Below are 26,647 nucleotides of genomic sequence, written 5' to 3'. Positions count from 1 at the left end.
GGCCAGCGTACCGGTGAGCCCCCGGCTCACCGCTCGAAGCGGTACCCCATCCCCGGCTCCGTAATGAAGTGCCGCGGATGGGCGGGGTCGTTCTCCAGCTTGCGGCGCAACTGCGCCATATACACGCGCAGGTAGTTGGTCTCGGTGCCGTAACTCGGGCCCCAGACCTCCTGGAGCAGCTGCTTCTGGCTGACGAGGCGGCCCTCGTTGCGCACCAGCACCTCCAGCAGATGCCATTCGGTGGGCGTCAGCCGGACGTCGCGGCCGTCGCGGTGGGCCTTCTTGGCGGCCAGGTCGACGCTGAAGCCGTCGGTCACGACGACCACCGCGGCGTCCGAAGGGCCGGAGGGCTCGGCGCGGCGGACGGCGGCGCGCAGCCGGGCCAGCAGCTCGTCCATGCCGAACGGCTTGGTGACGTAGTCGTCCGCCCCGGCGTCCAGCGCCTCGACCTTCTCGTCGGAGGTCTGACGCGCCGAGAGCACCAGGATCGGAACCCGGGTCCAGCCCCTCAGCCCCTTGATCACCTCCACGCCGTCCATGTCGGGCAGGCCCAGGTCGAGCACGACCACGTCGGGGTGGCGGGTGGCGGCGAGCTTGAGGGCGGTCGCGCCGTCCCCTGCGGCGTCGACCTCGTACTTGCGCGCCTTCAGGTTGATCACGAGGGCGCGTACGATCTGCGGCTCGTCGTCCACCACGAGCACCCGGTTCATCTGACGGCCTGCCTTTCCGTTGTGCCCTGCGGGTCGTGGCGCGGGCGGCCGGGGGCGGCCCGCAGGGTCAGCACCATGGTCATCCCGCCTCCGGGGGTGTCCTCCGCGGCCAGCGATCCGCCCATCGCCGCCACGAAGCCGCGGGCGACGGCGAGTCCGAGGCCGACGCCTGAGCCGCGCGGGGCGTCCCCGTAGCGCTGGAAGGGTTCGAAGATACGGTCCTTCGCGGCGTCCGGTACGCCCGGGCCCCGGTCGGCGACGCGCAGTTCGACCCGCTCGCCGAGCGCGCTCGCGGAGACCAGCACCGGCTGGTCCCGGGGGCTGTACTTCACCGCGTTCTCGACGATGTTGGCGACGCTGCGCTCCAGCAGTCCCGGGTCGACCTCGACCATCGGCAGGTCCTCGGGGATCTCCAGGGTGACACCGCTCTCGGGGACGCCGACGAGCGCCATCGGCACCACCTCGTCCAGGTCGATCTCCCTGATGAGGGGGGCGACGGTGCCGGTCTGGAGCCGGGACATGTCGAGCAGGTTGCCGACCAGGTGGTCGAGGCGGTCGGCGCCGTCCTCGATGCCCTCCAGCAGCTCCGCCTCGTCCTCCGCCGACCAGGCCACGTCGTCCGCGCGCAGGGACGTCACGGCCGCCTTGATGGCCGCGAGCGGGGTGCGCAGGTCGTGGCTGACGGCGGCGAGCAGCGCGGTGCGGATGCGGTTGCCCTCGGCCAGCTCACGGGCCCGCTCCGCCTCCCCCACCAGCCGCTGCCGGTCCAGTACGACGGCGGCCTGGGCGGCGAAGGCGGCCAGCACCCGGCGGTCCTCGGCGGGCAGCACCCGGCCGGACAGCGCGAGCGCCATGTGATCGCCGACGGGCATGTCCACGTCGGCGTCCTCGGGGCGCTCCGGCGGGGTTGCGCCCGCGGTGCCGCCGACGCTGCCCGCGCGGGTCCAGGGCGCGACATCGCTCTCCCGCTCCAGCAGGGCCACGGTGTCCATGCCGAAGGTCTCCCGGACCCGCTCCAGCAGCGCCTCCAGGCTGGTCTCCCCGCGCAGCACGCTGCCCGCGAGGAAGGACAGCACCTCGGACTCGGCGCGCAGCCTGGCGGCCTGATGGGTGCGGCGCGCGGCCAGGTCGACGACGGAGGCGACGCTGACCGCGACCGCCACGAAGATCACTATGGCGACGATGTTCTCGGGGTCGGCGATGGTCAGCGTGTGGGTGGGCGGGGTGAAGTAGTAGTTGAGCAGCAGCGATCCGACGGCCGCCGAGGCGAGGGCGGGCAGCATCCCGCCCAGCAGGGCCGCCAGCACGTTGAGGAACAGGAACAGCAGCACCTCGTTGGCGAAGCCGGGACCGGCGTCCGCGCTGAGCGTGGCGCCCGTGGCGGTGAGCGCCAGGGTGAGCAGCACGGGCCCGGCGATGCCCACCAGCCAGCCCGCGATCAGCCGGGAGCGGCCGAGCCGGGCGCCGCGCGCGACGGGCAGTCCGCGCCCCTTGGCGACCTCGTCGTGGGTGACGATGTGCACGTCCAGATCGGGGCCCGAGTCCCGGGCGACGGTCGCGCCCACGCCCGGCCCGAACACGTACTGCCACGCCTTGCGGCGGCTGGAGCCGAGCACGATCTGGGTGGCGTTGACGCCACGCGCGAACTCCAGCAGCGCGCCGGGGATGTCCTCCCCGATGACGTGGTGGTAGGTGCCGCCCAGGTCCTCGACCAGGGTGCGCTGGACCGCCAGCTCCTTCGGCGAGGCCGAGGTGAGGCCGTCGCTGCGGGCGATGTAGACGGCCAGGATCTCGCTGCCGGAGCCCTTGGCCGCCATCCGGGAGGCGCGCCGGATGAGCGTGCGTCCCTCGGGGCCGCCGGTGAGCCCGACGACGATGCGCTCGCGCGCCTGCCAGGTGGAGCGGATGCTGTGCTCGTCGCGGTACTGCTGGAGGTATTCGTCCACCCGGTCGGCGGTCCACAGCAGGGCCAGCTCGCGCAGCGCGGTGAGGTTCCCGGGCCGGAAGTAGTTGGACAGCGCGGCGTCGACCTTGTCGGGCGCGTAGATGTTGCCGTGCGCCATGCGGCGGCGCAGCGCCTGGGGCGACATGTCGACCAGCTCGATCTGGTCGGCGCGGCGCACCACCTCGTCGGGGACGGTCTCCCGCTGCCGTACGCCCGTTATCGACTCGACCACGTCGCCCAGCGACTCCAGGTGCTGGATGTTGACGGTGGAGACGACGTCGATCCCGGCCTTCAGCAGCTCCTCGACGTCCTGCCAGCGCTTGGCGTTGCGGGAGCCGGGGACGTTGGTGTGGGCCAGCTCGTCGACGAGCGCGACGTCGGGGCCGCGGGCGAGCACCGCGTCCACGTCCATCTCGGTGAACGCGGCGCCGCGGTACTCCAGCTCCCGGCGCGGCACCTCCTCCAGGCCGTGCATCATCACCTCGGTGCGGCGGCGGCCGTGGTGCTCCACGAAGCCGACCACGAGGTCGGTGCCCCGCTCGACCCGGCGGTGCCCTTCGGACAGCATCGCGTAGGTCTTGCCGACGCCCGGCGCCGCGCCGAGGTAGATCCGAAGCTTGCCGCGTCCCATGCCCCTATTTTCCCTGTTCGCTTATTTATCGAGCCGGTGGAGCGCGATGTTCAGCTCCAGCACGTTGACCCGCGGCTCGCCGAGGAAGCCGAGGGAACGCCCCTCGGTGTGGTCCTCCACCAGCCGGGCCACCTCGGCGCGGGGCAGCCCGTTGGCCCTGGCCACGCGGGTCACCTGGAGGGTGGCGTACGCGGGCGAGATGTCCGGGTCGACGCCGGAGGCGGAGGCGGTGACCGCGTCCGCGGGTACGGCGGCGGGCGAGACCCCGTTGAAGGCGGCGATCTGACCGCGGCGCTCCTTGATCGATCGCGTCAGCACCGTGCTGTCGGCGGCGAGGTTGGACCCGCCGGAGACGATGATCTTGTACTGGGTGTTGATGGTGTTGGTGCCCACCGCCGAGGGGCGGGGCTGGAAGTACTTCGGGTCCGGCAGCGGGTTCCCGTCCTTGTCCTTGCGGTCGAGGGTGTACGTCTGGCCGATGAGCGGGGAGCCCACGGTCCTGCCGTCCGCCCGCACCTCGGAGCCGTTGGCCCGGTGTGGGAAGGCGGCCTGCGCGATGCCGGTGACGGCGAGCGGATAGAGCACCCCGCAGAGCACCGTGAGGGCGAGCAGGGCGCGCAGGGCGGCGCCCGCCAGCCGGGCGGTGGAGCGTGCTGTGCCGTGCGGAAGAGTCATGGTCTTTACGTCACCCGAGGCCCGGTATGAGGGAGATGAGCAGGTCGATGAGTTTGATGCCGATGAACGGGGCGATGAGCCCGCCCAGGCCGTACAGGGCGAGGTTGCGGCGCAGCATCCGGTCGGCGCTCATCGGGCGGTAGCGCACGCCCTTGAGGGCGAGCGGCACCAGCGCGACGATGATCAGCGCGTTGAAGATGACGGCCGACAGGATCGCGGACTGGGCCGAGGCCAGGTGCATGATGTTGAGCGCGTCCAGGCCCGTGTAGCCCGCCACGCCGGCGAACATCGCGGGGATGATCGCGAAGTACTTGGCGACGTCGTTGGCGATCGAGAAGGTGGTCAGCGCGCCGCGTGTGATCAGCAGCTGTTTGCCGATCTCCACGATCTCGATGAGCTTGGTCGGGTTGGAGTCCAGGTCGACCATGTTCCCGGCCTCCTTGGCGGCCGAGGTGCCGGTGTTCATGGCCACGCCGACGTCGGCCTGGGCGAGCGCCGGGGCGTCGTTGGTGCCGTCGCCGGTCATCGCGACCAGCTTGCCGCCCGCCTGCTCGCGCTTGATGAGCGCCATCTTGTCCTCGGGCGTGGCCTCCGCCAGGAAGTCGTCCACCCCCGCTTCGTCCGCGATGGCCCGGGCGGTCAGCGGGTTGTCACCGGTGATCATCACGGTCTTGATGCCCATCCGGCGCAGCTCGTCGAACCGCTCCCGCATGCCCTCCTTGACGACGTCCTTGAGGTGGATGACGCCCAGTACACGCGCGCCCCGGTCGTCCAGGGTGGCCACGAGCAGCGGGGTGCCGCCCGCCGCCGAGATCGCGTCGGCCTGCTCCCGCGCGTCGTCCGAGCCCCGTCCGCCGCATTCGGCGACCCAGCCGGTGACCGCGGCGGCCGCGCCCTTGCGGACCTTGGTGCCGTCCATGTCGACGCCGGACATCCGGGTCTGGGCGGTGAAGGGCACGAAGGCGGCGTGGCCCAGTTCGCCCTCGTGGCGGGCCCGCAGGCCGTACGCCTCCTTGGCGAGGACGACGATCGAGCGGCCCTCGGGCGTCTCGTCGGCGAGCGAGGACAGCTGGGCCGCGTCCGCCAGCTCCTCCTCGGTGGTCCCGTCGACGGGGACGAACGCGGCGGCCTGCCGGTTGCCGAGCGTGATCGTGCCGGTCTTGTCGAGCAGCAGCGTGGAGACGTCGCCCGCGGCCTCGACCGCGCGGCCGGACATGGCGAGGACATTGCGCTGCACCAGCCGGTCCATGCCCGCGATGCCGATGGCGGAGAGCAGGGCGCCGATGGTGGTGGGGATGAGGCAGACCAGCAGCGCGGTGAGCACGACCATCGTCTGCTCGGCGCCCGCGTGGATCGCGAACGGCTGGAGGGTGACGACGGCGAGCAGGAAGACGATGGTGAGCGAGGCGAGCAGGATGTTGAGCGCGATCTCGTTCGGGGTCTTCTGCCGCGCCGCGCCCTCGACCAGGTTGATCATCCGGTCGATGAAGGTCTCCCCGGGCCTCGTCGTGATCTTGATGACGACGCGGTCGGAGAGCACCTTCGTACCGCCGGTGACCGCGGACCGGTCGCCGCCGGACTCGCGGATGACCGGCGCCGACTCACCTGTGATGGCCGACTCGTCGACGGACGCCACGCCCTCGACGACATCACCGTCGCCCGGGATGACGTCGCCCGCCTCGCAGACCACGAGGTCGCCGACGCGCAGCGCGGTGCCGGGCACCCGCTCCTCGCCGCCGTCCGCGAGCCGCCGGGCCTGGGTGTCGGTCTTGGCCTTGCGCAGCGTATCGGCCTGGGCCTTGCCCCGGCCCTCGGCGACGGCCTCGGCGAGATTGGCGAAGATCACCGTCAGCCAGAGCCAGACCGCGATCGCCCAGCCGAACCAGTCGCCCGGGGTCGTCACGGCCAGCGCGGTGGTGAGCACCGAGCCGATCTCCACGACGAACATCACCGGGGACTTCGCCAGCACCCGCGGATCGAGCTTGCGGAAGGCGTCCGGCAGCGAGGTGAGCAGCTGCCTGGGGTCGAACAGGCCGCCGGAGACCCGGCCGCCGCCCGGATCGTGCTGGTGCGGGTGCTCGCTGCCGGAGGCGGGGCGTACGGGGGTGGTGGTGCTCATGAGAGTCCCTCCGCCATCGGGCCAAGGGCCAGGGCCGGGAAGTAGGTGAGACCGGTGACGATCAGGATCGCGCCGACGAGCAGCCCCGCGAAGAGCGGCTTCTCGGTGCGCAGGGTGCCCGCCGTCTCGGGTACGGGCTTCTGCTCGGCGAGCGAACCGGCCAGCGCCAGGATGAAGACCATCGGCAGGAAGCGGCCGAGCAGCATCGCGAGGCCCAGCGTGGTGTTGTACCAGTCGGTGTTGGCGTTCAGGCCCGCGAAGGCGGAGCCGTTGTTGTTGGCTCCGGAGGTGAAGGCGTACAGCACCTCCGAGAAGCCGTGCGCCCCGCTGTGGCCCGCCGCGTCGCCCGCGGTGTTGAGGATCGAGTGGGGCGGGGTGGACATCACCACGGACAGGGCGGTGAAGCAGAGCGCCAGCGCCGGGGTGACCAGGATGTAGCACGCGGCGAGCTTGATCTCGCGGGAGCCGATCTTCTTGCCCAGGTACTCGGGCGTGCGGCCGACCATGAGCCCCGCGATGAAGACCGCGATCACGGCCATGACGAGCATGCCGTAGAGACCGGAGCCCACCCCGCCGGGGGCGATCTCGCCGAGCATCATGCCCAGCAGCGCGATGCCGCCGCCGAAGCCGGTGAGGGAGGAGTGCATGGCGTCCACCGCGCCGGTGGAGGTCAGCGTCGTACTCGTCGCGAAGATCGAGGAAGCGCCGGCCCCGAACCGCTGCTCCTTGCCCTCCATCGCGGCGCCCGCGGCCTGGAGGGCCGGGCCGCCGTGGTGGAACTCGGTCCACATCATCAGCGCCGTGAAGCCGAGCCAGATCAGGCCCATGGCGGCGAGGATCGCGTACCCCTGCCGGACGTTCCCGACGAGCACGCCGAAGGTGCGGGTCAGCGAGAACGGGATGACCAGGATCAGGAAGATCTCGAAGAGGTTGGTGAAGGGGTTCGGGTTCTCGAACGGGTAGGCGGAGTTGGCGTTGAAGAAGCCGCCGCCGTTGGTGCCGATCTCCTTGATCGCCTCCTGCGAGGCGACCGCGCCGCCGTTCATCTGCTGGCTGTCGCCGGTGAGCTGCCCGACCTCGTGGATGCCGGCGAAGTTCTGGATGGCCCCGGACGCCACCAGCACGACCGCGGCGATCACCGCCATCGGGATCAGGACGCGGACGGTGGTGCGTACCAGGTCGGCCCAGAAGTTGCCCAGCTCGCCGGTGCGGGAGCGGGCGAAGCCCCGGACGAGCGCGATGGCCACCGCGATGCCGACGGCCGCCGACAGGAAGTTCTGCACCGCGAGCCCGGCCGTCTGGACGACATGGCCCATGGTCTGCTCGCCCGCGTAGCTCTGCCAGTTGGTGTTGGAGACGAAGGACGCGGCGGTGTTGAACGCCTGCGCCGGGGTGATAGACGAGAAGCCGAGCGAGAGCGGCAGAACGCCCTGGATCCGCTGGAGCAGATACAGGAAGAGCACGCTGACACCGGAGAAGGCGAGCACCCCGCGCAGATACGCGGGCCAGCGCATCGCGGTGTCCGGGTCGGCGCCGATGCAGCGGTAGATCCACCGCTCGGCCCGCAGATGCTTGTCCGAGCGGTAGACGGCGGCCAGGTAGTCGCCGAGCGGCCGGTACACCAGGGCGAGCGCGCCGATGAGCGCGGCGAGCTGGAGCACCGCGGCGAGTTCGGAACTCATGATGCCCTCAGAACCTCTCGGGGAAGAGGAGGGCGAGGACCAGATAGCCCAGCAGTGCGACGGCCACGACCAGGCCGACGACGTTCTCGGCGGTCACAGCTTCGTCACCCCTTTGGCGACGAGGGCCACCAGCGCGAACACCGCGAGTATGGCGACGACGAAGGCCAGATCGGCCATCGTGGGCTCCTAGAGGATCGGTGGAGTGCTGTCCTCTTGAGGAAACCCCTGTTCGGAGCGTGTGAGCCCGCCGTTGACGGCTCCCTTACGGCGCCGGGCGCCCTCTTGACGCCTCCCTGACGCATTCGGGCCCGCGGGCCTGACGGCGTCAGGACCCGCAGCTACGAAATAGCCGGTGGGCCGTACTCCGCAGAGAAAAGTACGGCCCACCGGTAGAACGCTCACATCAGCCGAGCCTTACGCCGGGGACTCAGCCGGATGCGAGCGAGCAGCCCGCCAGAGCGTCAAGACCGGAGGGGGCGGTCGAGCCCTGGCGGGAGAATGAGATCTTGATGCGGTCGATCGTGGACTTCCGCTTGTCGGCCAGCGGGCCCAGGATCGCGTTCTGCACGAAGTTCGGGCCGCCCTCGCCCGCGGAGCTCGCGAGTCTCTTGTTGGCCTCGCTGAGCTGGGTGTCCAGCAGCGCGAGGTTGCGGTCCACCTCCGCCTGGGCGGCGGCCGGGACGTCGCCGACCTGCCCCGCGACGTCCGGGCAGCTGATCGTCTGGCCGGAGCCGGCGCCCGCGTCGGCACCCGCGTCCGCGCCCGCACCGGCGCCCGCGTCGGCACCGGTCTCCGCCGCCGGGTCGGCCGAGGCCGCGCCGCTCGCGGCGGCGGTCGGGCTCGCCCCGGCGCCCGCCCCGGCGTCGCCGCCGGACAGCGTGCACTCGGCGAGCGTGTCCAGGCCGGTCGGCTTCTCGGCCCGGCGCCCGATGGAGATCGCGATGCGGTCGAGGGTCGACTTCCGCTTGTCCGCCAGCGGACCGAGGATCGCGTTCTGCACGAAGTTCGGGCCGCCCTCGCCCTGGCTCGTGCTGAGCCGCTTGTTCGCCTCGGCGAGCTGGGTGTCCAGGAGGGCGAGGTTGCGGTCCACCTCCGCCTTGGCCTCCGCGGGAATCTCCGGAAGAGATCCCTCAACGGCGGGGCAGCTGATCGAGGACGCGGCCTTGACCTGCGCCTTGTCACTGCCACTGCTGTCGTCCTGACCCGCCATGGCGGCTCCCACCGCGACGGACGCACAGGTAATACCGCCGATCACACCGGCGACGACGATCCGCCGACGGTGAAGTAACGGAAGCCCTCGGGACATTGATCACTCACCTCGTTGAGGTTGGACAGGGGGTGTGCCCGTCGCGCCCGCTCTCCCACTACCGCGGGCGCGCCGGGGGTCTCTCGCCCATCAGTACGCCCCGGGTGGCACGGGTGTTCAACGCGGTGCGAAAAAAGTCCGAAGGGGCCCGGGAAGTCTCCCCGGGCCCCTTCGGACCTGGTCTTGGCGGCTCGGTGCGGGGTCAGCGCACCTCGGTGATCTCCGGACCGCGCTGGAGCTGGTCGGCGCCGCCCGCGAACCGCGAGCCCTGCGCCTCGTCCTGCTGCACCCCGTCGGGCACCATCTGCGCGTCGTTCGGCAGCTTGAGCACGATCGGGTCGCGCGGGGCCATCGGGCCCTCACCGCGCACCACGACGGTGTCCTGGAAGATCGCCTCCAGCAGGCTGCCGGTCTCGGGCTGCACGGCGCCCTGCCCGGAGATCACTCCGCGCAGGAACCAGCGGGGCCCGTCGACGCCGATGAAGCGCACCACCTGGACGCCGTTCTTGCCGTCCGGCAGCTGCACCGGCACCTGGGCCCGCAGCTCCCAGCCGAGCGGGCCCTCGACCTCGTCCACCACACCGCCCTGCTGGGTGATGCCGGTGGCGATCTCGTCCCGCACCTCGGTCCAGATGCCTTCCTTCTTCGGCGCGGCGAACGCCTGGAGCTGCACGGCGCTGTCCCGCAGCACCACGGTCGCGGCCACGATCGCGTCCCCCGCGACCTCCACCCGCAGCTCCATGCCCTCGACACCGGGCACGAACATGCCGCCGAGGTCCACCCGGCCCTCGCCGGGCTCCCGCACCTCGGCCACGTCCCACGGGCCGTCGGGGCGCGGCGCGGGAGGCAGGCTCACCCTGGGAGCCTCCGCGTCGCCCTCGTCGTCGAGGCCCGCCTCGTCCTCCGCGTCCTCGGCCAACTCCTCGGAGGCCACGTCGAGCGACTCGACGTCCTCCTCGCTGCGCTTGCGGCGACGTCCGAACACGTCATCGTCCTTCCCGGTCGGAACCGACCGAAGCGTATCCATTCCCACCCGTTGTGCCGTCCACGGCGGCATGACCGCCGGTGGACCCGAAGCCCCCTTCGGCCCGCGCCGACCCGGGAAGCTCCGCCACCTCCTGGAAGCGCACCTTCTCGACCTGCTGGACGACCATCTGGGCGATCCGGTCGTAGGGCTCGAACCGCACGCTCTCGCGCGGGTCGAGGTTGACCACGATCACCTTGATCTCTCCACGGTACCCGGCATCGATGGTCCCCGGGGCATTCACCATGGCGACCCCGCAGCGGGCGGCGAGTCCGGACCTCGGATGCACGAAGGCGGCATACCCCTCCGGGAGCGCGATAGACACTCCGGTGGGCAGAACCGCGCGCTCCCCCGGGGCCAGCTCCGCCGCTTCGGTGGTCACGAGATCGGCACCGGCGTCCCCCGGGTGGGCATACCCCGGGATCGGCACCTGGGGGTCCACCCTTCGGATCAGCACGTCCACCGGTACGGGAGTCACGGATTCACCTCGAATGCGCGCGCGACCTTCACCTGATCCGGGTCGGCGAGCGCCGCGTTGATCTCCTCCGACCGTCCGTTGTTGATGAAGTGGTCGACCTGCACCTCTATGAAGAGGGCCTCCGCGCGCACCGCTACGGGCCCCTCGGGCCCCCCGATGCGGCCCGTGGCCGCGCAGTAGATCTTGCGGCCGTGCACGGCGGTCACCCGTGCCTCCAGATGCAGCACGGTGCCGACGGGCACCGGCCGGACGAAGTCCGTCTCCAGCCGCCCGGTCACGGCGATCACGCGCTGGAGCCAGTTGAGCGACCCGAGCGTCTCGTCGAGCGCCGCGGTCAGCACCCCGCCGTGGGCCAGGCCGGGCGCGCCCTGGTGGGCCGCGTCCACGGTGAACTCGGCCGTGAGGCCGACGCCCTCCCCCGCCCGCACGCGCAGGCGCAGGCCCCCGCTCTGCTCGCCACAGCCGAAGCACTGGTCGTAGTGCGCGCCGAGGAGCTCCCCTGGCGCGGGCGCGTCGGGATGGCGCACGGGTGCCGTGGCGCCGTCCGGCGGCTTCAGCACTGTCGTTCTTCCACTCACAACGGCTGACCTTACCCGCGGGAGATGCCCCGGCAGGCGGCCATGCCAAGCTGATACGCATGCAGCCTTACGACGAACGTCTGACCGCGCCCCGTTCATGGTGGTTCATCGCGATTCTGATCGGGCTCGCCACGGCGTTGATCCTGCTGCCGTTCGGCACGCTGCCGATGCTCGGCGGGCTGATCGGGGGCGCGGCGCTGGCGTGTGTCGTGGTGAGTTCGTACGGCTCGGCCCGGGTGCGGGTGGTGGCGGGCTCCCTGGTCGCGGGAGAGGCCAGGATCCCGGTGTCGGCCCTCGGGAGCCCCGAGGTGCTGGACGCCGCCGAGGCGGCCGCCTGGCGTACGTACAAGGCCGATCCGCGGGCCTTCATGCTGCTGCGGAGCTACATCCCCACCGCGCTGCGGGTGGAGGTCACGGACCCGGAGGACCCGACGCCGTACGTGTACGTCTCCACCCGGGACCCGGAGGGCCTGGCGGCGGCACTGACGGCCGTACACGCCTGACGAGCGCCCAGGGCGCTAGGGAGCGTCCTGAGGGCCCGGCTGCGGGGGCGGCAGCTCGCCCGGGGCCGCAGGCGGCTCGCCGGGGGTCTCGGGGGCGCTCGGGGACGGGGGAAGGGCGTCCCAGGACACCTGGCGCTCGCGCAGATCCTTGCGGATCTTGCGCGCGAGTCTTCTGGTGTCGCGCCGGTTCATCGCCGCGCCCACGGCCGCGCCGACCATGAAGGGCGCCAGGACGGGCAGATTCCGGAAGCTCCTCTTCAGCACCTGCTGGCGCAGCTCGCGCTTCATATGGACGTTCAGCGCGGCGTTGAGGCTGCTGGGGACCGTGGGGTCAAAACCGCGCTCCTCGGACCATGCGCTGAGGTAGATGGTGGCCCGCTGCCGCAGGGTTCCCGGCGCCCGCACTCCGTAGACCTCGTGCAGCTCGGCGATGAGCTTGAACTCTATGGAGGCCACGCCGACGATCTCGGCGGCCAGCTCGGTGGGCATGGCGGGCGGGGTGGGCAGCATCGCCGCGGCACCGACGCCCGCACCCACGGTGGAGGTGCCGTGCACCGCACCCGCCACCAGCTTGTCCGCGATCTCCTCCGGGCCGAGCCCGGGGAACTGTCTGCGGAGCGCCGCGAGATCGCGGACCGGAATGCGCGGGGCGTTCACCGCGATCCGGTCGGCGACCGCGTACACCCCCGCCCGGGCACGGTCACCGCCCTGCCTGACGCCGCGGCTCAGGGCGGCCGCGAGCGAGGCCACCCGGCCCCGCTCGACATGCGCCTTGTCCCCGCCGTCGTGCTCCGCGTCCACGACTGGCCTGCGGCTCAGGCCGCGCAGTCGCGGCAGATCGGCTGGCCGTTCTTGGTCTCGTTGGCCAGCTGGCTGCGGTGGTGCACGAGGAAGCAGCTCATGCAGGTGAACTCGTCTGCCTGGCGGGGCAGCACCCGCACGGACAGCTCCTCGTTGGAGAGGTCCGCGCCGGGCAGCTCCAGGCCCTCGGCCTGCTCGAACTCGTCGACGTCGACCGTGGACGCCGACTTGTCGTTCCGCCGGGCCTTGAGTTCCTCGATGCTGTCCTCGTTGACGTCATCGTCGGTCTTGCGTGGGGTGTCGTAATCCGTTGCCATGTCGCTCTCCCCCTCTGGGTGTCTGCGGTGTCTCAGCGCTCGTAACGCGTGAGAGGCCGGACTTGTGCCCGACCTGAGGCGGAGATTTTGCCTCACATCAAGGTCTGTTACTCAATCGACACCCAACCGCACCCCTGAAGAGGTGATCGGGTTGGATGGCCATCGGGACCGTACACGGTCCGAATGTCGCACTCTCATGCGCCATGACGTGTACTTCCCGTGATCACGGTGCCTGAAAACCCGGATTTTTACGGCTTTCCGGCAACCGGCACGATCACGCAGAGTGTATGGCTTGAAAATCGCCCATGTGATCGATCACACACGATACAGGCGGTGGGCGGATCACGAAAATTCCGCCCAAAGCGAACACCTCACGAGGGTACCCCCGCCGTCGCCGTTCCGCGCTCAGACCGGGAGCACCACCCGCATCACCAGGCCACCTCCCTCCCTCGGCTCCGCCGCGATGCGGCCGCCGTGGGCGCGCGCCACCGAGCGGGCGATCGACAGCCCGAGGCCCACGCCCTTGTCGCTGCCGGTGCGCTCGGTGCGCAGCCTGCGGAAGGGCTCGAAGATGTTGTCCATCTCGTACGCCGGGATCACCGGACCGGTGTTCGAGACCACCAGCAGCGCCTGTCCCTGCCGCACCTCGGTGGTGACCTCCACCCAGCCGTGGTCCGGGACGTTGTAACGCACCGCGTTCTGTACCAGGTTCAGCGCGATCCGCTCCAGCAGCACCCCGTTGCCCTGGACCACGGCGGCCGCCCGGTCGCCCCGGATCTCCACGCCCTTGGCCTGGGCCTCGGTCCTGACCTGTTCGAGGGCCTGGGAGGCGACCTCGGCGAGATCCACCGGCTTGCGGTCCACGATCTCGTTGTCGCTGCGGGCCAGCAGCAGCAGACCCTCCACCAGCTGCTCGCTGCGCTCGTTGGTCGCCAGCAGCGTCTTGCCGAGCTGGACCAGCTCCGGGGACGCCTGCGGATCGGACAACTGCACCTCCAGCAGGGTGCGGTTGATCGCCAGCGGGGTGCGCAGCTCGTGCGAGGCGTTCGCGACGAACCGCTGCTGCGCGGTGAACGCCCGGTCCAGCCGCTCCAGCATCTCGTCGAAGGTGTCCGCCAGCTCCTTCAGCTCGTCGTCCGGGCCGTCCAGCTCGATCCGGCGGGACAGGTCCGAGCCCGCCACCTGACGCGCCGTACGGGTGATGCGGCCCAGCGGCGACAGCACCCGCCCGGCCATGGCGTAGCCGAACGCGAACGCGACCACGGCGAGCCCCAGCAGCGCCAGCAGCGAACGGCGCAGCAGCCCGTCCAGGGCGTAGTCGCGCTGCTGGGACATGCACTGGGCCACCGCGCGGTTGAACGCGTCGTTGTTGCCCTGGCTCGGCAGATGGCAGGTGTCGGACGGCTTGTAGTCGATCCGCACGATCTGGAGCGGGAACTCGCTGCCCCGGCGGATGGCGTCCGCCGCCAGCAGATAGATGATCGTCAGCAGCACCACACCGGCGATCAGGAACATCCCGCCGTACAGCAGGGTGAGCCGTATCCGGATGGTGGGGCGCAGCCAGGGGTTGGGCGGCGAGGTGTGCTGCGGGTCCCAGCTGGGCTTGGGCGGGGCGGCGGGCGGGAGCGGAGTCGTGGCCATGCCCGGTCAGATCCGGTAACCCGAGCCGGGGACGGTGACGATCACCGCGGGCTCGCCGAGCTTGCGCCGGAGCGTCATGACGGTCACCCGCACGACGTTGGTGAACGGGTCCGTGTTCTCGTCCCAGGCCTTCTCCAGCAGCTGCTCGGCGGAGACCACGGCGCCCTCGCTGCGCATCAGGACCTCCAGCACCGCGAACTCCTTCGGCGCCAGCTGGATCTCCTTGCCGTCCCGGAACACCTCGCGCCGGTTGGGGTCCAGCTTGATCCCGGCCCGCTCCAGGACCGGCGGCAGGGCGACGGTCGTACGGCGGCCGAGCGCCCGCACCCGGGCGATCAGCTCGCTGAAGGCGAACGGCTTGGGGAGGTAGTCGTCGGCGCCGATCTCCAGCCCCTCGACGCGGTCGCTGACGTCGCCGGAGGCGGTGAGCATCAGGACGCGGGTGGGCATGCCGAGTTCGACGATCTTGCGGCACACGTCGTCACCGTGGACGAGCGGCAGGTCACGGTCGAGGACCACGACGTCGTAGTCGTTGACGGCGATGCGCTCCAGGGCGGCGGCACCGTCATACACGACGTCGACAGCCATGGCCTCCCGGCGCAGTCCGGTGGCCACCGCGTCGGCGAGCAGTTGCTCGTCCTCGACGACGAGTACACGCACGTCGTTCGTCCTTCCCTCATGGCCGCGGCGGGCTCTCGTGCTCCACAGCGTTCGGCGCCTCCATCCTGCCTCGAAGTCTCATAAACCGGCGGTAAGAGGCGCCGGGGCCGGGAGCGGACGGCCGGCTTCACGATGAACGGGGGCAGACTTCAAGATCATCAAGAAACTTTTGGCGCCGGAGGTTTCCCCTCCGAGCGGGGTGGGGAGGACGACTGCACACCCCGCGATCACGCCCTGTATGTGGCTACCTCTTGATGCCGCTGCCACCCTCAGGGATTCACGTACGTGATCGCTCCCGCCGTCGGCACACCCCCGTGCCACCGACCCACGACGAGGGGGCGCACCATGGACGCGTTCACCGCAGGCATTCTGCAGCGTATAGAGACCACCCAGTCCGATCTGACCCGCGCCCGCGAGACGGGCGACGACTTCCTCGCCGATGTGGAGCTGGCGGAGCTGGAAGACCTCCGTCGTCTCGCCGCCGAGCATGGCGTGGAAGTAAGCGCCGCCTGATCCAGGTTGTCTGATCCAGTGCGCCGCCGTTCGTTGTCGGCGGCTTGATCACCCGGTGTGACGGAGAAGATCCAGCTCCGGTACGCCGTTCTCCTGAGCACATCCGGCACGACCACGCCGAAGCGCCCCGGTGCCCTCCTGGCACCGGGGCGCTTCGCGTGCCCGGGAAGGGTGGCCCCTGGCGTCAGTCGTGCCAGGCGCCCAGGTCGTCCAGCAGGGTCTGGAGCGGTTCGAAGAGGCCGGGGGCTGCGGCGATGGTCAGCTCCGTCGAGGCGGCGATGCCCGGCCGTCCGCCGGTGAGGGCGCCCGCCTCGCGGGCTATGAGGGCACCGGCCGCGTAGTCCCAGGGGTTGAGCCCGCGCTCGTAGTACGCGTTGAGGCGGCCGCAGGCCACGTCGCACAGGTCGATGGCGGCCGATCCGCCGCGCCGGATGTCGCGCACCTGGGGCAGCAGCTCGTTCAGGACCCTGGCCTGCCCGATGCGGCGCTCGCGCACATAGCCGAAGCCGGTGCCGATCAGCGCCTGCTCGAAGGGGGGCGCGGGGCGCACCCGCACCCGCTCCCCGTCCGCGTACGCGCCCTGGCCGACCACCGCGTGGTACGTCTCGCCGCGCATCGGCGCCGCCACCACGCCGACGACCGGCTCGCCGTCCCGCTCGACGGCGATGCTGACCGCCCAGGACGGGAGGCCGTAGAGGTAGTTCACCGTGCCGTCGATCGGGTCGATCACCCAGCGGACGCCGCTGCTGCCCTCGCTGCTCGCGCCCTCCTCGCCGAGCACCCCGTCCTGCGGGCGGTGCTGAGCGAGGAAGTCCGTGATCAGCTTCTCGGAGGCGACGTCCATCTCGGTGACGACGTCGATCGGGCTGGACTTGGTGGCGGCCACGCCGAGGTCGGCCGGGCGGCCGTCGCGCAGCAGGTCCCCGGCCCTGCGGGCGACCTCCAGGGCCAGATCGAGCAGTTCGGCGTTGAGCGAGTCGGTCATCGTGCTCCTTAGCGGATTACCCGTGCGTCCTGTGTGTGCGCGTGCGACGGCCCTGGAGATCCGTCGGCGGTTCCCCTCAGTCGGCCCCGGCGGCCGCGGGGCGCGGCGCGCGGGCCGGGCAGCAGCCCACCGGGCAGAGGTCGTGGCTGGGGCCCAGGGCGCCCAGCGCACAGCGCTCGGGCGCCGTCGGGGCGTCCCCGGCGGCGAACCGCTCGGTGGCCGCGCGCTCCAGCAGCAGATCGCGCACCGCCGCCGCGAACCGCGGATCGGCGCCGACGGTCGAGGCGCGGGCGACCGGGAGTCCCAGCTCGGCCGCCTTGGCGGCCGCCTCGGTGTCCAGGTCGTACTTGACCTCCATGTGGTCCGAGACGAAGCCGATCGGGACCATCACGGCCGCGGGCACGCCCTCGCCGTGCAGCTCCTCCAGGTGGTCGCAGATGTCCGGCTCCAGCCAGGGGATGTGCGGAGCGCCGCTGCGGGACTGGTACACCAGCCGCCAGGGGTGCTCGGCGCCGGTCTCCTCGCGCACCGCCTCGGCGATCAGCCGGGCGACGTCGAGGTGCTCGGCGACGTACGCACCGCCCTCGCCGTGCTCCCCGACCGGCCCGGAGGTGTCCGCGGCGGCGGTCGGGATGGAGTGGGTGGTGAAGGCCAGATGCGCGCCCGCCCGCAGCCCCTCGGGCAGCTCGGCGAGCGCGGCGAGCGTCGCGTCCACCATGGGCCGGACGAAGCCGGGGTGGTTGAAGTAGTGCCGCAGCTTGTCCACCCGCGGCAGCGGCAGCCCCTCGCCCTCCAGGGCGGCGAGCGCGTCCGCGAGGTTCTCGCGGTACTGGCGGCAGCCCGAGTACGAGGCGTACGCGCTGGTGGCGAGCACCGCGATGCGGCGGTGGCCGTCCGTGACCATCTCGCGCAGGGTGTCGGTCAGATACGGGGCCCAGTTGCGGTTGCCCCAGTAGATGGGCAGGTCCAGCGCGTGCTCGGCGAAGTCCTCGCGCAGCGCGTGCAGCAGCTCGCGGTTCTGCGCGTTGATCGGGCTGACGCCGCCGAACAGGAAGTAGTGCTGCCCGACCTCCTTGAGCCGCTCCCGGGGGATGCCCCGGCCCCGCGTGACGTTCTCCAGGAACGGCACGACGTCCTCCGGGCCCTCGGGCCCGCCGAAGGAGAGCAACAGCAGGGCGTCGTACGGGGCGGGGGATGGCTGGGCTGGCTGTTCCGGCATGGTGCCGATCCTGCCACCAGCCCCGGACCGGCGGGAAATGCCCCTGTGCGGGCCCCGGGGTGACCGTAAGCTGTATCAGCTTCGACGTTCCTTACTCCCGCTTCAGCCTCCGCGCCCCCGCCGACCTGCCCTCTTTCCTCCCGCTGTTCCGTTCCGCCGTCCCCCCGTTCCGTCCTGCCGCCCTGCCCGCCCGCGGAGGCCCCCGCCATGCCCGGACCCAGTCCCTACCGTGTGATCTTCGCCGCCCCCGGCGCCAAGGCGTTCTCCGTGGCCGGGTTCATCGGGCGGATGACCGTCGCCATGACGAGCATCGGCGTGGTCACGATGGTCTCCCAGCTCACCGGGCGGTACGGGCTGGCGGGCGCGCTGGCGGCCACCCTCGCGCTGTCCGTCGCCGTCATCGGCCCGCAGACCTCCCGGCTGGTCGACCAGTACGGCCAGCGCCGGGTGCTGCGCCCCGCGGCCCTGCTCACGCTCACGTCCCTGGCCGGGCTGCTGCTGGCGGCCCACCGGGGCTGGCCGGACTGGACGCTGTTCGTGTTCGCCGCCACGGCGGGCTGTGTCCCGAGCGTCGGGTCGATGGTGCGGGCCCGCTGGGCGGCCATCCACCAGGACGCGCCGCGTGAACTGCACGCGGCGTACTCCTGGGAGGCCATCGTCGACGAGTGCTGCTTCATCCTCGGGCCGATGATCTCGATCGGGCTGTCCACCGCCTGGTTCCCGGAGGCGGGTCCGCTGCTCGCGGGCTGCTTCCTCGCCGTCGGCGTCTTCTGGCTCACCGCGCAGCGGGCCACCGAGCCCGCGCCGCATCCGCGCGGGCCGCACACCGGTGGCTCCGCGCTGCGCTCGCGCGCGCTTCAGGTGCTGGTGCTGACCTTCGTCGCGGTCGGCACGATCTTCGGGGCTATCGACGTGGCGACCGTGGCGTTCGCCGAGGACGAGGGGCACAAGGCGGCGGCCAGTCTGGTCCTGGCGGTGTACGCGCTGGGCTCGTGCGCCGCGGGAGCCGTCTTCGGGCTGCTGCCGCTGAAAAGATCACTCTCTTTCCGCTGGTTACTGGGTATTTGTGCGATGGCCGTGAGTATGATCCCCCTCCAACTGGTCGGGAACCTCTCGTTTCTGGCCGTGGCGCTCTTTGTCGCGGGCCTGGCCGTCGCACCGACGATGGTCACGACCATGGCCCTCGTCGAACAGCACGTACCACGCGCACATCTGACCGAGGGCATGACGTGGGTGAGCACCGGGCTCATGGTCGGAGTGGCGCTCGGCTCGTCGGCCACCGGAGGGGTGGTGGACGCCGCCGGGGCCCGTGCGGGGTACGCGGTGCCGGCCGTGGCCGGGGCGCTCGCGGCGGCGGTGGCGTTCCTCGGGTACCGCCGGCTCCGGCCGGCGCCACAGCGGGAGGGGTCGGGTGCGGATGGCCGTCAAGACCGTAAGAACCGAGCGGAACAGCGTGTGGCGTAACTGGGCGGGGAACGTCATCGCCCGGCCCGTACGGAGCGTGGCCCCCTCCTCCACCCAGGAGCTGGCCGAGGCGGTGCGGCAGGCCGTGGCGGACGGCCTGCGCGTCAAGCCGGTGGGCACCGGCCACTCCTTCACCACCACGGCCGCCACTGACGGCGTGCTGATACGCCCCGACCGCCTGGTGGGCGTGCGGGAGGTGGACCGGGAAGCGGGCACGGTGACGGTCGCCGCGGGCACCACGCTGCGTCAGCTGAACGAGACCCTGTCGGGCCACGGTCTGTCGCTGACCAACATGGGCGACATCATGGAGCAGACGGTGGCCGGGGCCACCTCCACCGGTACCCATGGGACGGGCCGCGACAGCGCCTCGATCGCCGCCCAGATCAAGGGACTGGAGCTGGTCACGGCCGACGGCTCGGTGCTGCGCTGCTCGGCGACCGAGCACCCGGAGGTCTTCGCGGCCGCCCGGGTCGGGCTCGGCGCGCTCGGCGTGGTCACGGCGATCACCTTCGGGGTGGAGCGGGAGTTTCTGCTCACCGCGCGCGAGGAACCGATGCCCTTCGACCAGGTGATGACGGACTTCGAACAACTCGTCGCCGAGAACGAGCACTTCGAGTTCTACTGGTTCCCCCACACCGGCAACTGCAACACCAAGCGCAACAACCGCAGCATCGGCCCCGCCGCCCCGGTCGGCCGGGTCAGCGGCTGGGTGGACGACGAACTGCTGTCCAACGGCATCTTCCAGGTGGCCTGCACGGTGGGCCGGGCGGTCCCCGCCACCATTCCGGGAATCGCCAAGATCTCCAGCCGTGCCCTGTCCGCCCGCACCTACACGGACATTCCTTACAAAGTCTTCACCAGCCCACGCCGGGTGCGTTTCCTGGAGATGGAGTACGCGGTGCCGCGCGGGGCGGCCGTCCCGGCGCTGCGCGAACTCAAGGCGACCGTCGAGCGGTCGGGGCTGCGGGTCAGCTTCCCGGTCGAGGTGCGGACCGCGCCCGCCGACGACATCCCGCTGTCCACCTCCTCCGGCCGGGACACCGCGTACATCGCCGTCCACCTCTACCGGGGCACCCCGCACCGGGCGTACTTCACGGCTGCCGAGCAGATCATGACCGCGCACGGCGGACGCCCGCACTGGGGGAAGCTGCACAGCCGCGACGCCGCGTATCTGGCCGGGGTCTATCCGCGGTTCGGCGAGTTCACCGCGCTGCGCGACCGGCTCGACCCGGACCGGGTGTTCGGCAACGACTATCTGCGCCGGGTGCTCGGCAGCTGACGCCGTCCCATCTCTCCCGCGTCCGCGTGGACATTCGTTCCCGCTGGCCGGGAGAAGTGGCCCATAAACGAAAGGGAGCGTTCCGATTCTGACGCTTCCGTGAAAGTTGCCATCCACATTGCGCCCTACTTCGAAGGATTCGGCGCCGGATCACCACGCCACGTCTGAAGTCGGCTGGCGCGCCGCTCCACCCGAGCGGCCCGAATGGAGTACTGTGGCGAGCCCTGGCCCCGCTTTCCCGTCCGGCCGCCCGGACCCAACGGGAGGGGGCAGAGGGCGGCAACCAACCGGCCCGGGCAACTCGGCAAAGTTGTGGCAGGCTGCACCCGGGCAGGCCACACTCGTCTAGCGGGAGAGCAGCGACGCAACCGTGACGTCGGCAGGCACCACCCGGGAGGTCCCCATGCCCGAACTGCGTGTCGTGGCCGTCAGCAACGACGGCACACGGCTGGTGCTCAAGGCTGCGGACAGCACGGAGTACACGCTTCCCATCGACGAGCGACTGCGCGCCGCGGTGCGCAACGACCGCGCTCGGCTCGGCCAGATCGAGATCGAGGTCGAGAGCCATCTGCGGCCCCGTGACATCCAGGCCCGTATACGCGCCGGTGCCACGGCCGAAGAAGTCGCGACGATGGCCGGCATCCCCGTCGACCGGGTGCGCCGCTTCGAGGGCCCGGTACTCGCGGAGCGCGCGTTCATGGCCGAGCGCGCCCGTAAGACACCCGTGCGCCGCCCCGGCGAGAACACCGGACCGCAGCTCGGCGAGGCCGTGGCGGAGCGGCTGCTGCTGCGCGGCGCCGAGAAGGACACCGCGCAGTGGGACTCGTGGCGGCGGGACGACGGCACCTGGGAGGTGCTGCTGGTCTACCGGGTCGCCGGTGAGCCGCACTCGGCGAGCTGGACGTACGACCCGCCCCGGCGGCTGGTCCAGGCCGTGGACGACGAGGCCCGGATGCTCATCGGCGAGGCCGACGACACCCCGGAGCCCAGCTTCCCCTTCGTGCCGCGCATCGCCCGCCTGCCCCGGGACCGGGACAAGGACAGAGACCGGGACAGAGAAAGAGACCGGACGTCCTCCGAGCACGACGACGAGGACGAGTCGGCCCTGCCGATGTCGCCGTCCGCCTCGGTGGACGACGGCCTCGGCGGCGAGCGCGACTCGCTGACCAGCCTGCTGGAGGCCGTGCCCAACTTCCGTGGGGACATGGTCGTGCCCGAGGCGCCGATCGTGGCGCCGCCACCGCCGCCGGACGAGCCGGTGGAGGAGGCGGAGGCCGTGGAGCCGCCCGCTCCGGCGGCGAGCGCGGGTTCGGCGTACGCGGACGTGCTGATGCCGCGTTCGGTCGCGGGCCACCGCGACCGGCTGACGGGGACGACGGACCGCCAGGCGGAGGCGGACGGCGTCCGTCCGGGCCGCCGGGCCGCGGTGCCGAGCTGGGACGAGATCGTCTTCGGTACGCGCCGCAAGAAGCAGGAGTAGCCGCCCGGCCGCTCACCTCTCTTCAGGGCTCCGGGCCCGTCACCGCAGGTCGGTGACGGGCCCGGAGCGTTGTGCGCGGCGGCCCGGCCGGGCCCGGTTGCGCGCGGCGGCTCAGCCGGGCTCGGCGCCGGTGGCCACCGGGCGGCTGCCGTCGGCGGACCACTCGCTCCACGAGCCCACGTACAGGGCCGCCGGAATGCCCGCCTCCGCCAGCGCCAGCACCTGGTGCGCGGCCGAGACACCCGAGCCGCAGTACACCCCGACCTCGGCGTCCCCCGTGGCGCCGAGGCCCGCGAAGCGCTCCGACAGCCGCTCGGCGGGCAGCAGATGGCCGTCGGCCGTGACGTTCTCGGCGGTGGGAGCGGAGACCGCGCCCGGGATGTGGCCGCCGACCCGGTCGATCGGCTCGACCTCGCCGCGGTAGCGCTCGCCCGCCCGCGCGTCCAGCAGCACCCCGCGCCGCGCGAGCGCGGCCGCGTCGTCCGCGTCGAGCAGCGGCAGGGCGCCGGGCTCCGGGACGAAGTCGCCCTCGGGCTCACCCGGGAGTTCGGTGGTCAGCGCGCCACCGGCCGCGGTCCAGGCGGGCAACCCGCCGTCGAGCACGCGTACATCGGGGTGGCCCGCCCAGCGGAGCAGCCACCAGGCGCGCGCCGCCGCCCACCCCTGTCCGCCGTCGTACGCCACCACGCGCCGGTCCCGGCCGACCCCGGCCCGGCGCATCGCGGCCGCGAACGCGGAAAGATCGGGCAACGGATGGCGTCCCGCCGCCCCGGCCGGGCTCGCCAGCTCGGTGTCGAGATCGACGTACACGGCGCCGGGCAGATGCCCGGCCTCGTACGCGGGATGTCCGGGAGGGCCGCCGAGCTGCCAGCGCACGTCCAGCAACAGCGGAGGGCGCTCTCCCGCCAGCGCGTTCATGAGATCGGGTGCGGTGATGATGGCATTCATGGGAACCATCCTTGCGTAGATCGCCCTGCGACGTTTGGACCCCCCGATCACCCGACGCACAGCTGAGGGTCACCCAACGGCAAGCAAAGCGAAACGGATGTGCGGCAATAAACCGGTCATTCTCCCTCCGGGGCGCACAGATGGCGGCGCGGCCGGGGCGCTTGCCGCCGCAGGTGGTGCAAATATCGTTCGGGCCCCCCACATCAGCACGTCCGTAATCCCGCCCCGCGCCGCCGACCGGCCCGGGGCCGCACGGCCACGACGATGGTCCGAGGAGAGAGTGACGTATGACCGAGGCAGCGACTCGGCGCACACCGGGCACGCCCTGCTGGACGAGTCTGATGGCGCGCAGCCTTGCCGCGACACAGGACTTCTACCATGCCCTGTTCGACTGGGAGTTCACACCGGGGCCACAGCAGCTCGGCGCGTACGTCCGCGCCGTACGGGACGGCAGGCCGGTCGCGGGACTGGGCGAACTGCCGCCGCATCGCCACCTTCCGGTCTCCTGGATGACCTATCTGGCCTCCCACGACGCCGACGAGACGGCGGAGCTGATCCGCGCCTGCGGCGGCACCGTGGCCGTGGGCCCGCTGGACGCGGACGATGCGGGCCGGATGCTGATCGCCGCCGACCCGGAGGGCGCGGTGTTCGGGGTGTGGCAGGAGGACGAGCACGCCGCCCTCCGGGAGACGGGGGCGCCCGGCACCCCGGTCTGGCACGAGCTGGCGGCCCGCGAGTCCGGGGCGGTCGCGAAGTTCTACCAGATGGTCTTCGGCTACGAACCGGACGGTACGGAGAGCGCGGCGCCGCCCGAGCCGGGTGAGCCCGGCCGCCGGACCCTCCACCTGGCCGGGCGGCCGGTGTGCGCGATCCGGAGCGTGGGGCACGCCCGGCTCCGCGACCGGGGCGCGCACTGGATGACGCACTTCGCGGTGGCGGACGTGGACGAAGCGGTGCGCCGGGTGGCCGAGTTGGGCGGCCGGGTGGTCGAGCCGCCGTCGGACCGGGCGACCGGGCGCGCGGCCCTGGTCACGGACCCGGAGGGGGCGGCCTTCACGGTCGTCCGGGCCGCGGAGGTCTGAGGACTACAGGGCGGGCGGCGGGCCGGAGGGCGAGTCGACCGGCAGCACATCGGGTGACAGGCTGGCGGCCCGCGCGCCGGCGGCCGTCATCCGGCGCCGGTGGTGGCGGCGGCACAGCACCTCGTAACCCACCTCGCTCTCCGACTGGTTGACGTCGCCCACGACCACCTGGGCGCCCTCGACGACCATCTCGCCGCCGACCGTACGGGCGTTGTGCGTGGCCCGGGCGCCGCACCAGCACAGCGCCTCGACCTGGAGCACCTCCACCCGGTCCGCGAGCTCGACCAGCCGCTGGGAGCCGGGAAAGAGCTTGCTGCGGAAGTCGGTGGTGATTCCGAACGCGAAGACGTCCAGGCCCAGGTCGTCCACGATCCGGGCGAGTTGGTCTATCTGGGCCGGGGTGAGGAACTGCGCCTCGTCCACGAGGACGTAGTCGGCGCGGTTCCCGGCCGTCAGCACGCCGACCACATGGGCGTAGAAGTCCAGGTCCGGCACGGCCTCGACGGCCTCGGTGACCAGCCCGAGCCGGGAGGAGAGCTTGCCGTGGCCCGCCCGGTCGTCCCGGGCGTAGATCATCCCCTGGAGCCCGCGGGCCGAGCGGTTGTGCTCGATCTGGAGAGCCAGGGTGCTCTTTCCGCAGTCCATGGTTCCGGAGAAGAACACCAGCTCGGGCATGGGGGTGACGGAGCCTTTCCGTACGGGAGGGGGTGGCGGTGGGGCGGCGGCGCGGAGGGAACGCGGCCGCTCAGGAGCGTACTTCGAGCAGCGGGACGAGCTGCTCCACCGGGGTCATCGAACCGTGCAGCCCGACCATCGCGGACTCCTTCGGCTCGGTCTCCGAGGCGACGATCGCGATGTCGTCGCGGGCGGCGGCCACGATGTCGCCGATGCGCCGGTAGACCCGGTCGTCCACGCCGCCGTTGCCGCCGGGCGGCCCGAACCAGCCCGCCTCGATGGCCTCGTCACGGCTGGCCACCCACATCCGCTCCCCCACCACCTCGCGCCATACGGCGAGCACGTCACCGGCCGCGCCGGGGACCGCGTACAGATGGCGGGCCCGGCCCTCGCCGCCCAGCAGCTGGACGCCCGCGCGCAGCTCCCAGTCGGTGTCGAAGTCGAGGCGCGACTCCGGGTCGAAGGGGATGTCGATCATGCCGTGGTCGGCGGTCACGTAGAGCGCGGCGCGGGGCGGGAGTTGTTCGGCGAGCCGCTGGGCCAGCCCGTCGACGTAGCGGAGTTGGTCCCGCCACTCCTCGGAATCGACGCCGAAACGATGACCCTTGCCATCCACTTCGCTGTAGTACGTGTAGACGAGCGCGCGGTCCGCGGCGCCGAGCTGCTCGGCCGCGAGGTCCATCCGCTCCTCACCGGAGAGGCGCCCGTGGAAGGTGCCGCCGCTCAGCGCGATCTTGGTGAGCGGGGTCTCCGCGAAGGTCGGCGCGGAGACCTGGCAGGTGTGCACGCCCGCGGCGTCGGCCAGCTGGAAGACCGTGGGATACGGCTGCCAGGCGTGCGGATCCGTCCAGGGCTGCCAGCGCAGCTGGTTCATCAGCTGGCCGGTGGCGGGGTCCGCCACCGTGTAGCCCGGCAGGCCGTGGGCGCCGGGCGGCAGGCCCGTGCCCACGGAGGCGAGCGACGTCGCGGTGGTGGACGGGAAGCCCGCGGTGAGCGGGGCGCCGGTGCCGCCGAGCGAACCGGCCAGCAGCGAGGTCAGAAAGGGCGCCTCGGCAGGGTGGGCGCGCAGCAGCTCCCAGCCCAGGCCGTCGACCAGGAAGACGCACGCCCGGTCAGCCGGGGCGATGGGGAGCCCCGAGGTCAGCCCGGGGACCCCCTGGCCGGCGGCGATCGCGGGCAGCAGATCGGCGAGCGAACCCGTGCCGTAGCGCGGCACCGGGGCGGTGCGGGGGTCGAGCGGGTCCGGCTCGGGCCAGGCGGAGTCGGCGGCGGTGGTCGGGCCGGTCGCGGAGCCGGGCATCAGCGGCCGGTGTCCGGCGTGGCCGCGGTGGCCTCGGAGAGCGCCTGGGCGAAGGCGAGGGTCTGGCGGACGGTGTCGGGGCCGTCGCCCGCCTCGCTGACCCGCAGGCTCAGGTCGTCGGCGGTGGACGATCCGGTGTAGCCGTGGTCGGCCTCGCAGTTGGGGTCGCCGCAGGCGGCGGGCTCCAGGTCGAGGCGGTTGACGGCGCCCCAGCCGATGGTCAGCACGACCTCGCGGGGCAGCGTGCCCGGGGTGTACGACTCGGGGTTGGCGACGACCCGGCTGAGCACGACCGACGAGATGCGCTGGAGCTTCACGGACTCGGTCGAGGTGGTCGCGTACGGCGACGGGGAGGTGCCGTCCGCGGCCTGCTCGTCGGTGTGGCTGACGATGAAGCGGTTCCCGGTGAGGACGAGGACCGTGACATGGCGGCGGACCTCGTTGGCGTCGAACGTGGTCTCCTGATGGACCAGGTACGACACGATCGGCTCGCCGCCCACGGCGGCCTCCACCGCCTCGGCCACGAGTGCCGGGTAATAGCCGCTGCGCTCGATCGCCGCGCGCAGCCCCTGGGTCGTCGTACCGGTCTTCGCCATGGGCACCATCCTACGGGGCTGCGCCGACACCGGCTC

General features: G+C 72.0%; 26 protein-coding genes. 6 read left to right on the top strand and 20 right to left on the bottom strand.

The window, feature by feature from the left end; genetic code table 11:
* Positions 1–26: 26 nt before the first annotated feature.
* The 10 genes from ACH4TL_RS33025 to ACH4TL_RS32980 form a co-directional block, all read right to left on the bottom strand.
* Positions 27–710, bottom strand: coding sequence for a response regulator (locus ACH4TL_RS33025; protein ID WP_398323493.1), 684 nt, complete (start codon positions 708–710; stop codon positions 27–29).
* A complete protein-coding gene (locus ACH4TL_RS33020; RefSeq protein ID WP_398323495.1) occupies positions 707–3,286 on the bottom strand; it encodes a DUF4118 domain-containing protein in 2,580 nt (859 codons plus the stop codon). Before ACH4TL_RS33020 ends, ACH4TL_RS33025 begins: the two co-directional genes overlap by 4 nt.
* Positions 3,287–3,307: 21 nt before the next feature.
* Entirely contained in the window at positions 3,308–3,961 is a 654-nt protein-coding gene (gene kdpC, locus ACH4TL_RS33015) for a potassium-transporting ATPase subunit KdpC (RefSeq protein ID WP_398323497.1), read from the bottom strand.
* A 10-nt stretch (positions 3,962–3,971) separates the two neighbouring features.
* A complete protein-coding gene (gene kdpB / locus ACH4TL_RS33010; protein WP_398323499.1) occupies positions 3,972–6,080 on the bottom strand; it encodes a potassium-transporting ATPase subunit KdpB in 2,109 nt (702 codons plus the stop codon).
* Positions 6,077–7,762 (bottom strand): potassium-transporting ATPase subunit KdpA, encoded by a 1,686-nt coding sequence (gene kdpA / locus ACH4TL_RS33005; RefSeq protein WP_398323501.1) that lies wholly within the window; start codon positions 7,760–7,762, stop codon positions 6,077–6,079. Before kdpA ends, kdpB begins: the two co-directional genes overlap by 4 nt.
* Before the next feature lie 7 nt (positions 7,763–7,769).
* Positions 7,770–7,859 (bottom strand): K(+)-transporting ATPase subunit F, encoded by a 90-nt coding sequence (gene kdpF / locus ACH4TL_RS33000; RefSeq protein ID WP_037817630.1) that lies wholly within the window; start codon positions 7,857–7,859, stop codon positions 7,770–7,772.
* A 330-nt stretch (positions 7,860–8,189) separates the two neighbouring features.
* The gene (locus tag ACH4TL_RS32995) at positions 8,190–9,068 is read right to left on the bottom strand and encodes a hypothetical protein (protein WP_398323503.1); all 879 of its coding nucleotides are present in this window, start codon (positions 9,066–9,068) and stop codon (positions 8,190–8,192) included.
* Positions 9,069–9,270: 202 nt separating this feature from the next.
* Complete coding sequence (locus ACH4TL_RS32990; RefSeq protein ID WP_398323505.1) at positions 9,271–10,053, bottom strand: DUF3710 domain-containing protein; 783 nt, start codon at positions 10,051–10,053, stop codon at positions 9,271–9,273.
* Position 10,054: 1 nt separating this feature from the next.
* Positions 10,055–10,570, bottom strand: a complete 516-nt coding sequence (dut, locus tag ACH4TL_RS32985; RefSeq protein ID WP_398323507.1) for a dUTP diphosphatase — start codon at positions 10,568–10,570, stop codon at positions 10,055–10,057.
* Positions 10,567–11,148 carry a PaaI family thioesterase gene (locus ACH4TL_RS32980; protein ID WP_398323508.1) on the bottom strand — a complete coding sequence of 194 codons (582 nt, stop codon included), beginning with the start codon at positions 11,146–11,148 and terminating at the stop codon, positions 10,567–10,569. Before ACH4TL_RS32980 ends, dut begins: the two co-directional genes overlap by 4 nt.
* Before the next feature lie 59 nt (positions 11,149–11,207).
* On the opposite strand from ACH4TL_RS32980, the gene ACH4TL_RS32975 reads away from it, so the two are divergent.
* Positions 11,208–11,651: a DUF3093 domain-containing protein gene (locus ACH4TL_RS32975; RefSeq protein WP_398323510.1), complete on the top strand. Its 444-nt coding sequence runs from the start codon at positions 11,208–11,210 to the stop codon at positions 11,649–11,651.
* Between the two features lie 15 nt (positions 11,652–11,666).
* Here the strand turns inward: ACH4TL_RS32975 and ACH4TL_RS32970 are convergent, their stop codons facing one another.
* From ACH4TL_RS32970 to ACH4TL_RS32955, 4 genes are all read right to left on the bottom strand, one after another.
* On the bottom strand, positions 11,667–12,452 hold the full coding sequence (locus ACH4TL_RS32970) for a hypothetical protein (RefSeq protein WP_398323512.1): 786 nt from the start codon (positions 12,450–12,452) through the stop codon (positions 11,667–11,669).
* Between the two features lie 14 nt (positions 12,453–12,466).
* A complete protein-coding gene (locus ACH4TL_RS32965; RefSeq protein WP_014175864.1) occupies positions 12,467–12,769 on the bottom strand; it encodes a DUF4193 domain-containing protein in 303 nt (100 codons plus the stop codon).
* Between the two features lie 405 nt (positions 12,770–13,174).
* Positions 13,175–14,410: a sensor histidine kinase gene (locus ACH4TL_RS32960; protein ID WP_398323515.1), complete on the bottom strand. Its 1,236-nt coding sequence runs from the start codon at positions 14,408–14,410 to the stop codon at positions 13,175–13,177.
* A gap of 6 nt (positions 14,411–14,416) precedes the next feature.
* The gene (locus tag ACH4TL_RS32955; protein WP_009714539.1) at positions 14,417–15,070 is read right to left on the bottom strand and encodes a response regulator transcription factor; all 654 of its coding nucleotides are present in this window, start codon (positions 15,068–15,070) and stop codon (positions 14,417–14,419) included.
* 345 nt (positions 15,071–15,415) lie between these two features.
* Here ACH4TL_RS32955 and ACH4TL_RS32950 point away from each other — a divergent pair, with 345 nt between their 5' ends.
* Entirely contained in the window at positions 15,416–15,583 is a 168-nt protein-coding gene (locus tag ACH4TL_RS32950; RefSeq protein ID WP_398323518.1) for a hypothetical protein, read from the top strand.
* 184 nt (positions 15,584–15,767) lie between these two features.
* Here ACH4TL_RS32950 and ACH4TL_RS32945 read toward each other — a convergent pair whose 3' ends face one another.
* Together ACH4TL_RS32945 and ACH4TL_RS32940 are read right to left on the bottom strand one after the other, a co-directional pair.
* Positions 15,768–16,568: an inositol monophosphatase family protein gene (locus ACH4TL_RS32945; protein ID WP_398323519.1), complete on the bottom strand. Its 801-nt coding sequence runs from the start codon at positions 16,566–16,568 to the stop codon at positions 15,768–15,770.
* Between the two features lie 76 nt (positions 16,569–16,644).
* Positions 16,645–17,787: a ferrochelatase gene (locus tag ACH4TL_RS32940; protein WP_398323521.1), complete on the bottom strand. Its 1,143-nt coding sequence runs from the start codon at positions 17,785–17,787 to the stop codon at positions 16,645–16,647.
* A gap of 207 nt (positions 17,788–17,994) precedes the next feature.
* Here ACH4TL_RS32940 and ACH4TL_RS32935 point away from each other — a divergent pair, with 207 nt between their 5' ends.
* From ACH4TL_RS32935 to sepH, 3 genes are all read left to right on the top strand, one after another.
* Positions 17,995–19,251: an MFS transporter gene (locus tag ACH4TL_RS32935; RefSeq protein WP_398323523.1), complete on the top strand. Its 1,257-nt coding sequence runs from the start codon at positions 17,995–17,997 to the stop codon at positions 19,249–19,251.
* The gene (locus tag ACH4TL_RS32930) at positions 19,205–20,530 is read left to right on the top strand and encodes a D-arabinono-1,4-lactone oxidase (RefSeq protein ID WP_398323524.1); all 1,326 of its coding nucleotides are present in this window, start codon (positions 19,205–19,207) and stop codon (positions 20,528–20,530) included. The genes ACH4TL_RS32935 and ACH4TL_RS32930 overlap by 47 nt, the downstream gene beginning before the upstream one ends.
* 370 nt (positions 20,531–20,900) lie before the next feature.
* Entirely contained in the window at positions 20,901–22,010 is a 1,110-nt protein-coding gene (sepH, locus tag ACH4TL_RS32925) for a septation protein SepH (RefSeq protein WP_398323526.1), read from the top strand.
* A 111-nt stretch (positions 22,011–22,121) separates the two neighbouring features.
* Here the strand turns inward: sepH and ACH4TL_RS32920 are convergent, their stop codons facing one another.
* Positions 22,122–22,958 carry a sulfurtransferase gene (locus tag ACH4TL_RS32920; RefSeq protein WP_398323529.1) on the bottom strand — a complete coding sequence of 279 codons (837 nt, stop codon included), beginning with the start codon at positions 22,956–22,958 and terminating at the stop codon, positions 22,122–22,124.
* Between the two features lie 287 nt (positions 22,959–23,245).
* Between ACH4TL_RS32920 and ACH4TL_RS32915 the strand changes: the two genes are divergently transcribed.
* A complete protein-coding gene (locus ACH4TL_RS32915) occupies positions 23,246–24,040 on the top strand; it encodes a VOC family protein (RefSeq protein ID WP_398323531.1) in 795 nt (264 codons plus the stop codon).
* Positions 24,041–24,043: 3 nt separating this feature from the next.
* On the opposite strand, the gene ACH4TL_RS32910 is transcribed toward ACH4TL_RS32915, so the two are convergent.
* The 3 genes from ACH4TL_RS32910 to ACH4TL_RS32900 form a co-directional block, all read right to left on the bottom strand.
* On the bottom strand, positions 24,044–24,715 hold the full coding sequence (locus tag ACH4TL_RS32910; protein WP_398323533.1) for a thymidine kinase: 672 nt from the start codon (positions 24,713–24,715) through the stop codon (positions 24,044–24,046).
* Between the two features lie 70 nt (positions 24,716–24,785).
* Positions 24,786–26,015 (bottom strand): alkaline phosphatase family protein, encoded by a 1,230-nt coding sequence (locus tag ACH4TL_RS32905; RefSeq protein ID WP_398323535.1) that lies wholly within the window; start codon positions 26,013–26,015, stop codon positions 24,786–24,788.
* Positions 26,015–26,611, bottom strand: a complete 597-nt coding sequence (locus tag ACH4TL_RS32900) for a DUF5998 family protein (protein ID WP_063735875.1) — start codon at positions 26,609–26,611, stop codon at positions 26,015–26,017. Before ACH4TL_RS32900 ends, ACH4TL_RS32905 begins: the two co-directional genes overlap by 1 nt.
* Between the last annotated feature and the right edge of the window lie 36 nt (positions 26,612–26,647).

Source organism: Streptomyces sp. NPDC021115 (assembly GCF_044333065.1).
Classification (GTDB): Bacteria; Actinomycetota; Actinomycetes; order Streptomycetales; family Streptomycetaceae; genus Streptomyces.
The sequence above is the reverse complement of the archived record's forward strand: the minus strand, read 5'-3'. Positions and strand labels throughout refer to the sequence as shown.